Origin of the sequence: Rothia sp. (in: high G+C Gram-positive bacteria) (assembly GCF_015265375.1) — a bacterium.
Lineage (GTDB): Bacteria > Actinomycetota > Actinomycetes > Actinomycetales > Micrococcaceae > Rothia.
Map to the genome: position 1 here is coordinate 29,858 of NZ_JABZXW010000013.1, position 10,585 is coordinate 40,442.

The 10,585-nt window shown below is 56.8% G+C and carries 8 protein-coding genes; 2 read left to right on the forward strand and 6 right to left on the reverse strand.

What is annotated here, in order from left to right:
* Nucleotides 1-4: 4 nt before the first annotated feature.
* Both HXO69_RS03215 and msrA read right to left on the reverse strand, forming a co-directional pair.
* A complete protein-coding gene (locus tag HXO69_RS03215; RefSeq protein ID WP_296545272.1) occupies nucleotides 5-775 on the reverse strand; it encodes a DUF6318 family protein in 771 nt (256 codons plus the stop codon).
* Between the two features lie 212 nt (nucleotides 776-987).
* Nucleotides 988-1,509: a peptide-methionine (S)-S-oxide reductase MsrA gene (gene msrA, locus HXO69_RS03220; RefSeq protein WP_296545273.1), complete on the reverse strand. Its 522-nt coding sequence runs from the start codon at nucleotides 1,507-1,509 to the stop codon at nucleotides 988-990.
* A 98-nt stretch (nucleotides 1,510-1,607) separates the two neighbouring features.
* On the opposite strand from msrA, the gene HXO69_RS03225 reads away from it, so the two are divergent.
* The gene (locus HXO69_RS03225) at nucleotides 1,608-2,552 is read left to right on the forward strand and encodes a Nif3-like dinuclear metal center hexameric protein (protein ID WP_296545274.1); all 945 of its coding nucleotides are present in this window, start codon (nucleotides 1,608-1,610) and stop codon (nucleotides 2,550-2,552) included.
* A gap of 198 nt (nucleotides 2,553-2,750) precedes the next feature.
* Here HXO69_RS03225 and HXO69_RS03230 read toward each other — a convergent pair whose 3' ends face one another.
* The 4 genes from HXO69_RS03230 to HXO69_RS03245 all read right to left on the reverse strand — a co-directional run bounded on the left by HXO69_RS03230 (nucleotide 2,751) and on the right by HXO69_RS03245 (nucleotide 10,322).
* A complete protein-coding gene (locus HXO69_RS03230; protein WP_296545275.1) occupies nucleotides 2,751-4,322 on the reverse strand; it encodes a gluconolactonase in 1,572 nt (523 codons plus the stop codon).
* 275 nt (nucleotides 4,323-4,597) lie between these two features.
* A complete protein-coding gene (locus HXO69_RS03235) occupies nucleotides 4,598-6,163 on the reverse strand; it encodes an S-layer homology domain-containing protein (RefSeq protein ID WP_296545276.1) in 1,566 nt (521 codons plus the stop codon).
* 368 nt (nucleotides 6,164-6,531) lie between these two features.
* Entirely contained in the window at nucleotides 6,532-8,070 is a 1,539-nt protein-coding gene (locus HXO69_RS03240) for an S-layer homology domain-containing protein (RefSeq protein ID WP_296545277.1), read from the reverse strand.
* Between the two features lie 308 nt (nucleotides 8,071-8,378).
* Entirely contained in the window at nucleotides 8,379-10,322 is a 1,944-nt protein-coding gene (locus HXO69_RS03245; protein ID WP_296545278.1) for an S-layer homology domain-containing protein, read from the reverse strand.
* An 18-nt stretch (nucleotides 10,323-10,340) separates the two neighbouring features.
* On the opposite strand from HXO69_RS03245, the gene HXO69_RS03250 reads away from it, so the two are divergent.
* Nucleotides 10,341-10,585: hypothetical protein (locus tag HXO69_RS03250; protein WP_296545279.1), on the forward strand; the 245-nt coding region annotated here is incomplete at its 3' end.

Consider the following 10,585-nt stretch of genomic DNA (forward strand, 5'->3'; position numbering starts at 1 on the left):
TGCACTAGGAAGCCGAGGGGCTCGCAGAATCCGAGCTCTTATCAGCATCCTTATCCTTCTGAGTGCTCATAAACCAAGCACCCTCCTTATACTCCACAACAATCCGCATCGCCTGGCCCTGAGAATCCTCAGCCCCCACAAGGGACTTATCGCGGTTATCGCCCTCGGTCAGATGCCTCTTCGCATTCTGATCAACCAGGGAACGAGCACGCCAGAAATAACGAATACGGTCACCCTCAATCTGCGTGGGAGTATCCGTCAACAGGTACACAGACATCGGCTCACTCGTGTCATAAATCCAGCCGCGCCCCGTCTCGTAGAGCTTAACCATCGGCTCAAGCTCCTTATAGTAATCGCTGCTCGGATCCGTCTTCTTCAACGGCTCAATATCACCCGTCAACGCCAAATAATTAAAACTAGAAATCCAATAGCCAATCAGTGCATAAATACCGTCAACGCTCAGCTCCTGCACCTTCTCCGGCATGATCGGTTTGGGCACATTCTGCGCCTTCTTCTCAGCTGTGGCAGGCACATACTCGCCGTTCTTCTCAAAGTTATCGAACGTGACCTTACCCTTATACGACTTATTCGCAGGCGGCAGCGCCGGCGAAGCAGACGGGCTCGCCGAAGCACTCGCCGAGCCAGACTCAGCAACATCAGCCGGCGGATGCACCGTACGCGCACACGCACCCAACACGGCGGCAAGACCAACACCGCCCACACCCAACACGGCGCGGCGGCTCAAAGCGATGGACTTAGAAGAAGAGCTAGTCATCAGCAGTCTTTCGAAGAGGTCAACAGATGAGGAGGAGTGAGTCGACACCCCCATCATACCGGGCACACCTTAGAGCCACCCTAAAGCACATGTGAATAGCAAATAGCCTGGGAGAACTGGGCACGCATGAAGAAACCCCGCGGCCCTTATTCCGAATATTTTCGAAGAAAGAACAACAGCCGCGGGGCAAAACAACTGGAGGGGCGTGCAACTTAGCGGAGCAGATGCGCAAAATTGCGGCGAGCCTTCGCAACCTTCGGGCTCACCACAAACGCACAATAACCCTGCGCCGGGTTCAACGCGTAATAGTTCTGGTGGTAATCCTCAGCCTCGTGGAACACGCCCAGCGGCTTAATCTCCGTAACGATGGGGGAGGAGTACAGCTGCTGAGCACGCGCCACCGCACGCTCAAACGCCTCACGCTGCTGCTCATCCGCGTAGAAAAGAACCGAACGGTACTGCGAACCGGTATCCGCACCCTGACGATCCCAGCTGGTCGGATCGTGGCTCGTGAAGAAAATATCCAACACCGTATCTAGGTCAATCACCTGCGGGTCGAAGCTGAGCTTCAGCGCTTCCTGGTGACCGGTCGTACCCGAACACACCGAACGATAATCAGGGTCGGGAGTCTCACCACCCGTATAACCGCAGACGCTCGCCTCAACCCCGCGGAACTGGCGGTATACCGCATCCAGGCACCAGAAACAGCCGCCAGCAAGAACAACATCAGTCATGATTCCTCCTCGAACTATAAATCCACACTACCTGAAGAACACTGCTGAGCCGCATAATATTCCCGAGTTACCGCCGCGCCACCTGCCACAATAGAGGTATGACTGAAAAACTTGAAACCCCCACCCTCGCAGAAGTCGTCGACGCCTTCCACACGCTCTTCCCGCCGCAGCTCGCCGCCGGATGGGACGCCTCCGGCCTCGTTGCCGGTCGTGCCGCCGCCAAAGTGAACACCGTCCTCTTCGCGGTAGACGCCCTCACCGCCACCGCCGAAGAAGCCGTAGCCGAAGGCGCGCAGCTGCTCATCACCCACCACCCGCTGCTGCTCCGCGGCGCAAAGTTCATCCCCGACAGCGACTACAAGGGCAACGTGCTGCACACCCTCATCGAAGGCGGATGTGGCCTGCTCGGCGCGCACACCAACGCAGATGCCGCCGTCGAAGGGGTGAATGAAGCACTCTGTGACGCTATCGGCCTCATCGACCGCGAACCGCTCACCGAAGCGCAAACCCAGGTACTCGACGGGCAGGAGCACGCGGTGGGCACCGGTCGCCTCGGCACCCTGCCCGAAGAGATCACCCTCAAGGAACTCGCTGAACGCCTCGCCGCGGCACTACCCGCAACCGCAGGTGGTCTGCGCATCGCCGGACGTGCCGACCAGCCGATCCGCCGCGTCGCCCTCTGCGGTGGTGCCGGTGACTCCCTCTTCGAGGCGGTACGCGCCACCGACGCGCAGGTGTACATTACCGCTGACCTGCGCCACCACCCCGCCAGCGAATTCCGTGAAACCGCACGAGTCGATGGCAGCAACATCGCGCTGATTGATTGCTCCCATCCCGCCAGCGAATCGCTGTGGTTGCGTTCGGCGGCCGACCGCCTGCGCGCCCTGCTTGCTGAGCGCGGCTTCACCATTGAAACGAAGCTGTCCGTACTGAATACCGACCCGTGGGACTTCACCGTCTCCACCGGCGTGGCAACCGGTCAGGATGCGCACTCGGCAAGCACCGCCGCAGCCCCCGCGTGGACCAGCCTGACTGAAAAGTAAGCGCTGAAAATAGCTACTGAATAGCTACCAAGAAGCAGTCTTCAAAAATTTAGGCACAGTAAAGCCCGGTCTGTACGAGCCCGACAGGAACCTCTCATCAAGGATCCTGACAGGAACGTGCAGACCGGGCATTACTTCTGCGGGAGCAATACTCTGCAGGGCTTGGGGTACCAAGCGCAGGGGGGGGGCTAAATGACCTTACTTAGCGCGAGCCTGGAACGCCTCAATCAGAGTCTCCAGCTCACCATGAGTCACCATATGCTGAGCGTCAAAAGCACCGCTAGCGTTCAGCACCACCTTGTTCTGCTGAGCCCACAGAATCTCGCGGTAGAACGCCGAACCCGGAGCCACATCACTGTAGGGAGAGTTGCCCGTCACTGCGGGCGAACCAGCTGCGCGGTAGGCGAATGCCGCAACGGTAGCGTTCGAAATTCCGGCATCAGCATGGAACTTGCCGTCCGACCAGCCAAAAGTAATGCCCTTCTGACGAGCCCACACGTAGGCGGGGAAGTTCGGGTCGTCAGTCTTCACATCCGGCCAGGGAGAAGTCTCGGGGAGCTTCACCTCGGGGGTGCCCGCCTGGATGTACAGGGCAGCTGCGAGCTCACCGCGAGTTGCGGGGGTCTTCAGCTTCTCATCGGAAGGAGCAGGCTTCTGATCATCGTCCTTCTTGGGGTCCTGAGCGTTGGGCAGGTTCGCCTCCCGGTAACCGTTCGTGCCGTTCAGGTCCAGGTCCTGCCATGCGAGCAAGGTGCCACGACCCTCGGTGGACTTGCCCACGACCGGTGCGAGCAGCTCGCCCGTCTCGCTGTAACCATCATTAGCCCACACCTCAATCACGTACTTCTTCGAAGTATCCAGGGTGTTTGCCGGAAGATTCACGGTACCGTTCAGGTTGCCGTCACGGTAGGCCGAAGCCTGGGTGGGGTGGTCAAACTCGATAATGTCGCTGGTTGCCAGAACCGGGGTGTTCGAGCCCTTCTCACGAACCACGAACTGGACACCCTTAACGGAGTGGATATCGCCGTTGAACCCCTGACCGCCAACGTTCAGATTCTGCGATTTGGCGGGGTCAGCCACGCTGTTGTAGCCCAGGCGCGGTGCGAACGGCGCCGGCTTCTCACCTAGAGTGCTCAGCACCTGGGTGCTCACCACGTTCTTGCCGGTCCACAGCTCCTGAGCGGTCAGCGGCTTCTGACCCTTCTGCTCAGCAACCACGTGAATCTCGTAGCGGACATCGTACTTGGTGCCGCCGGTTGGATCGTGGAAGTTGTCATCATCAACGAAGTAGTAGGCGGCAAGATCGTACGCCTCAACCTTCAGGTCAGCCTCAAAAGTGCCGTCATCGGCAATGGTGAAGTCCTGACCCTCCACGAAGCGTAGCATCTTCGAAGTCGGAATCTCGTAGCCAGACGGTGCGTAGTTCGCGGGAGCAATGTACAGCGCCACGGTACCGTGCTGAGCGCGCCACTCCTTGGTGTAGCCTGCGCCCTTCACATGGACGGTACCGCCCTCGGTCGTGATGAGGAAGGGGTTCACACCGTCGTACTTGTAACCGTCAGGGATGGATACATCCAGGGTCGGAGTAGCAGCAGCGACCTGGTGAGCAGCCTGCGGGGTAGCGGCGGCAACGGGTGCATCAGCGGCAGGAGCCGCATTCTGAGCCAGCGCCGGGGCCATCGGCAGAACCATGGCACCAGCCAACGCCAGCGCGCCGCAACCCTGAGCTGCGCGGAGGAATGAAGACTTAGAGTTCGGAAGCGAGGACATAACACATCCTTAAAAGTTGTTTCTCGCAGGGCCCTGCGAGTTCACCGGCGGGTAGGGAATTCGCCGTTGAATCTGCTGCGCCCTATGAGAAAAGTGGGTGGAAGCCCCGTCGGTTTCGGGGACATTTTCACCCTATCAAACCTTCGAAATGATGTCAGGGAACACTCAAGAGAGACTTGAAGGTTCTGAGGTATTTCACAGGTTGATCAGCCGATAAAAACCGAACCCCGCGCACCCGGTGAGAAGAAGACTCTCAGGGTGCACGGGGTTATGACTCAGACTAGAAGCAACCCACCATAGTCAGTGCGGTTCTGAAAAATGAACATCATCTGCTCCAGCTCACCACGATTTACCATCGTGGTCGCCTCAAAAATACCCCTCTGCGGGTTAATGACACCATGCTGAGCAGACCACAAAATCTCACGGTAGAAGGCGGAACTCGGATTCACATCCGTGAACGAAGAAACACCGGAAACAGCTGGGGAACCTGCTGCACGGTAGGTGAACGCCGCAACAGTAGCGCGTGAAATACCTGCATCCGCATGAAACTTACCATCAGACCAGCCGAAGCTGATGCCCTTCTCACGAACCCAAATGTACGCAGCGTAGTTCGGGTCGTCTGTCTTTACATCCGGCCACGGGGAGACCGCCGGGAGGTTCACCTTGGGGGCGCCAGCTTGAAGGTACAATGCCGCAGCTAGCTCACCGCGAGTAGCACGCTGCTGCTGTTCCTCATCGCTAAGCTTTGAGAAGAGATGCTTATACTTGGGCTTGGGTAGAGATACATTCGTGAATTCCTCAAGACCTTCAAACTTCAAGTCCTGACGGCCCATAAGGACACCGCGGTGCTCCGGCGCCAAACCCACAATCGGGGTGATGAGAGTCTTATCCGTCTGGTTGACATAGCCATAGTCGCTCCATGCTTCAAGGACATACTGCTTAGACGGATCCAGAGTGTTCGCGGGAATTTTGATGGTGCGGTAAACAGCGTTTCCCCACAGCGCCATTACGCCATCGCTACGTTCGTAGTAGCGCTCCATCTCGCTCATGAGCAGGACGGGGGTGCCGGTGCCCTTCTCTCGAATCGTGTACATGACACCCTCACGACCGGGGAGCTCATACGCGCTGAAACCCTCACCCTTAATCATCAGCTCTTGATCTTTCGTGGTGTCCTTCAGTGGATCGTACCTCCAGTGGGCCCCGATAATTTCAGGATGGCGACGGGTATATATTGGCTTGTGAATAGCCACGTTCTTACGAGCCCAAATATCCTCAATGGTCGGCCACGGCTGATCCTCGCCCACGGTGAGGATGCCAATCTCATAGTGCACATCCTCCCCGCGGAAATACGGGACCCCGTAAGCGGGGGTGTAGAAACTCTCCAGGTCGCCATATCTGATCGTCAGCTCTGCCTCAAAAGTGCCGTCATCGGCAATAGGGAAACGCCAACCTTCTTCAAAGAAACGCACCGACCTTGAAGGCTCAACGTTATCGGGATGATACTCTGTAGCGGCAATGTAAAGGACTGCCTTGCCGTGCTGCTCACGCCATTCCTTGGTGAGGCCGGTGCCCCTCACCGTAATTTCGTTGTACTTATCGGTGTACAAAGCCGCACCCTCCCCATAATCAATGGTGAAAGACGGGCCATCCGTGACGTCCTGAGAAACCGGGGAGGCGGTATCGGCAACCGGTGCGTTAGGGACAGAAATGTTAGTGACCGGTGCTGTATCCTGAGCCAGCGCCGGAGTCATCGGCAGAACCATAGCGCCAGCCAACATGAGAGCGCAACAACCCTGCGTTGCACGGCGGAATGAAGACTTAGAACTCGGAAGTGAGGACATAAAGCATCCTTATGGTACGTCCCATTGGATGTTTGCAATTCCTGCAGGATGATTTCCGGCCGAATCTTCACCGTCGAAGTTGCGCTAATCCAATAAGAAAATCGTTGATTATCCCCATCGGTTTTGGGGGTAGCCTCAGCATATCAAACCCTTAATGAGAAGTCGCGAGAAATCTCAAGGAATAGTTGAAAGTTTTGAATTTTTGTGCCGCAATGATTCCGCGAGCACCCAAAAATAGATGCAGAAAAAAGCAGAGAAAACGGGCATAGAAAACCCCGTGTTCCCGAATAGAAAAACCATTCTGGAACACGGGGTATTCAGCTCAGAGCTAGTCCGCCTTACTTGGCTTGGTTCTACTTGGCACCGTTCTACTTAGCTCGATTCTGGAAGTTGAACAGCATCTGCTCCAGCTGACCACGATTCACCAGGTCCGTCGCATTAAAAGCGCCGAAATCCGGATTGATGACATACTGCTGAGTGGACCACAGAATCTCACGGTAGAAGGCGGAACTCGGATTAACATCCGTGAACGAAGAAACACCGGAAACAGCCGGGGAACCTGCCGCACGGTAGGTGAATGCCGCAACCGTAGCATTCGAAATGCCGGCATTCGCGTGGAACTTGCCGTCCGACCAGCCGAAAGTAATGCCCTTCTGACGAGCCCACACGTAGGCGGCGTAGTTCGGGTCGGTGGTCTTCACGTCCGGCCAGGGGGAGACTGCCGGGAGGTCCACCTTTGGGCTACCCGCCTGAGCGTACAGCGCCGCAGTCAGCTCGCCGCGAGTAGCGCGCTGCTGCTGCTCCTGGTAGGTGAGCTTCGAAATCAGGCTCTTGTACTCTCCCTTGGGCACGGTAGCATCCGTGAAGTCCTGAACACCCTCAAACTTCAGATCCTGATGAGCCATAAGAACACCGCGGTGCTCCGGCGCCAAACCCACGCTCGGGGTGATGAGGGGCCTGTCCTTCTTGGTGAGGTCGTAGTCGTAGTCGCTCCACGCCTCAATGACGTACTGCTTAGACGGATCCAGGGTGTTTGCGGGGATTTTGATGGTGCGGTAAAGAGTGCCTCCCTCCAGGCGGGTTACGCCATCGGGATCTTCATAGTAGGACTTCATATCGCTCATCGCCAGGACGGGGGTGCCGGTGCCCTTCTCGCGAATCACGTACATGGCACCCTCACGGCCGGGTAGCTCCTCCCCAACGAAACCCTCACCCTTAATCAGCAGCTCCTGATCCTTCGTGGTGTCCTTCAGAGCATCGTACTTCAACTTAGGTGCCAGGACCTGCGGATGGTAGGCGCGGGTGTACATCGGGTTGTGGGCGATAACCTTCTTGCGAGCCCAAATATCCTCAATGCTCGACTGGGGCTGACCCTTAGCCTCGGTCAAGATACCCGTCTCGTAACGCACCTCATCCAGGGTGATACCCGGGAAATAATCGATGGGAGTGTAGAAATTCTCCAGAGCGTTAGCCTTGATGGTCAACTTTGCCTCAAAAGTGCCGTCATCGGCAATGGTAAAGTCCTTACCCTCTTCAAAGCGGAGCATCGAGGTGGAAGGCTCAGCGTTACCGGGGCGATCCTTCGTGGCAGCAATGTAGAAGACAACGGTGCCGTGCTGCTCACGCCATTCCTTGGTGAAACCGGTACCCTTCAGAGTCACGGTGCCGCCCTCACCGGTGTAAAAAATGGTGTCATAGTCGGTGGAGTACGTCGGCTGCGCGGCAGCGTCCTGAGCTGCCGGCTTGGGGGTTACAGCATTTGCCGCCGGTGCATTAGCGGCAGGTGCCGCATCCTGGGCAAGCGCCGGAGCCATCGGCAAAACCATCGCGCCAGCCAGCGCCAATGCACCGCAACCCCGTGCTGCACGGAAGAAGGAAGAATCCTTGAAATTCGGAAGAGCGGACATAATCATTCCTTATCGGTTGAACCCATTGCGCCGATGCAGTTTCTAAAAGGGGTGTGAGAAATCTTCGTCGAATCTGCGCCAACCCAATGAGAAGTGGTCGAATGCCCCCGTCGGCTTCGGGGACATTTTCACCCTATCAAAGCGTCAAACAGATGTCAGGAAACACTCAAGAGAAGCTTGAACGTTCTGAGGGTTTTCACAGGTTGACCAGACACTAAGAACTGAACCCCGCAAACAGAACCCCGTGTTCCCGAACAGAGAACCTGCCCGGGAACACGGGGTTATTCAGCTGGCTATGCTTAGCGAGCCTAGAAAGCCATCATCAGAACTTCCAGCTCGCCGCGAGTCACCATATGCTTGGGGTTGAACGTGCCGCTCGTGCTCAGCGCAACCTTGTTCTGCCCAGCCCACGCAATCTCGCGGAAGAACGCAGAATCCGGGGTCACATCGGTGTACGGGGACCAGTACTGCACGGTGGGGGACCCAGCCGCGCGGTAGGTGAACGCCGCGACGGTAGCGTTCGAAATGCCTGCGTCCGCGTGGAACTTACCGTCCGACCAGCCGAAGGTAATGCCCTTCTGACGAGCCCACACGTAGGCGGCATAATTCGGGTCGGTGGTCTTCACATCCGGCCAAGGGGAGGTTTCGGGGAGGTCCACCTTGGGGCTACCAGCCTGAGCGTACAGCGCTGCCGTCAGCTCGCCGCGAGTAGCGCGCTCCTTGCGCTGCTCATCGGTCAAGCTAGGCTTCTTATCCTCAACAGCGTCAGAGCCCTTGAACTTCAAGTCCTGAGAAGCCAGCAGAATACTGCGACCCTCAGGCGCCTTGCCCACCACAGGGCCAGCAAACTCGCCGTTCTTATAGCCGTCGTTACTCCAAACCTCCACGACGTACTTCTTCGCCGGGTCCAGAGTATTCGCCGGCACCTTCACGACGCCGCGTACCTCGCCGTTCTCGAACTCAGAAAAATGGTGATAGCGGTTATACCAAAAGATGTCACTCGTCGCCAGGACCGGGGTGTTCGAACCCTTCTCACGAATCACATACTGAACACCCCCGGCAGAGGCAAATTTGCCGTAGAAGCCGGTACCCAAAAAGTAAATGCTCTGATCAGCGGCGGTGTCACCCAGAGCCTTGTACTCCACCTTGGGGGCAAACGCGCTGGAGCGGAACGCTTGAGTGTCCAGCACGGTACGATACAGCACGTTCTTACCAGCCGACAGGTCCTCCACCGTCAGCTGGGGCTCACCCTGCTTCTCGGTAAACATGCCAATCTCGTAACTCACCTCGTAACGCTTCTCGTAACGCGGAATGCCGAGGAAAGGAGCGCGAGGCTTGTAGTAGCTCTGCAACGCACCGGGCTTGACCGTCAACTGAGCATTCAGGGTGCCGTTTTCAGCAATGGTGAAGTCCTTACCCTCTTCAAAACGGAGCAGAACATCATTGGCGGGCAGAACATCAGCGCCGTCAGGAACACCCTGAGAAGCAACAATGTAAACCACTACCTTGCCGTGCTTCTCACGCCACTCCTTGGTGTAGCCCCAACCCTTCACGTGGATGGTGCCGCCCTCGGAGGTATACACCAGCTGTTCCTTGTTGTCGTACGAAAACTTGAACGTAGCCTTCTGAGGAGTCTTACCCGGAATATCCGCAGCTGTCGTGCCGTCAGAACCATCGAAGTCCAGCTCCTGGGTAGCCAGCAGGGTACCGCGACTCTCGGGTGCCTGACCCACGACGGGGGTAATAAACTCGTCGCCCTCGTATCCGTTGTTACCCCACACCTCGACAACATAATCCTTTGACTTATCCAGGGTGTTTGCCGGAATCTTCACCGTACCGTGGATGTAGCCATCCTGGTAAGCGAAAGCCAGATTCTCGTGGTTATATTCAATGATGTCGCTAACCACCAGAACCGGGGAGTTCAAACCCACCTCTCGCACAACAATCTGGATACCCTTCGGGGAGTTAATTTCGCCGCCGAAACCCCATCCCGAGAATTCCAGAACCTGATCCTCATCAGTATTCTTCAACGAGTGGTAGCCCAAATGAGGATAGAACTCATCAGAAGTAGCAACAGGATTCTCACGGACACGATCATCCGACTGAGAACCGGCCGCTACAGGAGTATCTGCAGTAGCGTTCTGAGCAATAGCAGGAGACAGCGGCAGAATAATCGCACCCGCTAGTGCCAGTGCACTGCAACTGCGGGTTGCATACAGGAGTGAAGACTTAGAGTTCGGAAGAGCGGACATAAATATTCCTTATCGGTCATGTCCATTGCGCCGATGCAGGTTCTAAATAGGAATGAGAAATCTCCGTCGAATCTGCGCCAACCCAATGAGAAGTGGTTGAGTGTCCCCATCGGTTCAGGAAACACTCTCACCCTAACAAACCTTCAAGTAGAAATCAGTGCGTTGCTCAAGAAAAACTTGAACCTGCCGAAATATTTCACTGCGTGCATGATGCCGCGCACAGAAAGCCCCAAACCCCCGGCAATTCCAACCCCAGACAGTCC

What these genes read in the sequence shown, in the direction of transcription:
- HXO69_RS03215 (WP_296545272.1), bottom strand. Translation starts at nt 775, where the DNA reads ATGACTAGCTCTTCTTCTAAGTCCATCGCTTTGAGCCGCCGCGCCGTG.
- msrA (WP_296545273.1), bottom strand. Translation starts at nt 1,509, where the DNA reads ATGACTGATGTTGTTCTTGCTGGCGGCTGTTTCTGGTGCCTGGATGCG.
- HXO69_RS03225 (WP_296545274.1), top strand. Translation starts at nt 1,608, where the DNA reads ATGACTGAAAAACTTGAAACCCCCACCCTCGCAGAAGTCGTCGACGCC.
- HXO69_RS03230 (WP_296545275.1), bottom strand. Translation starts at nt 4,322, where the DNA reads ATGTCCTCGCTTCCGAACTCTAAGTCTTCATTCCTCCGCGCAGCTCAG.
- HXO69_RS03235 (WP_296545276.1), bottom strand. Translation starts at nt 6,163, where the DNA reads ATGTCCTCACTTCCGAGTTCTAAGTCTTCATTCCGCCGTGCAACGCAG.
- HXO69_RS03240 (WP_296545277.1), bottom strand. Translation starts at nt 8,070, where the DNA reads ATGTCCGCTCTTCCGAATTTCAAGGATTCTTCCTTCTTCCGTGCAGCA.
- HXO69_RS03245 (WP_296545278.1), bottom strand. Translation starts at nt 10,322, where the DNA reads ATGTCCGCTCTTCCGAACTCTAAGTCTTCACTCCTGTATGCAACCCGC.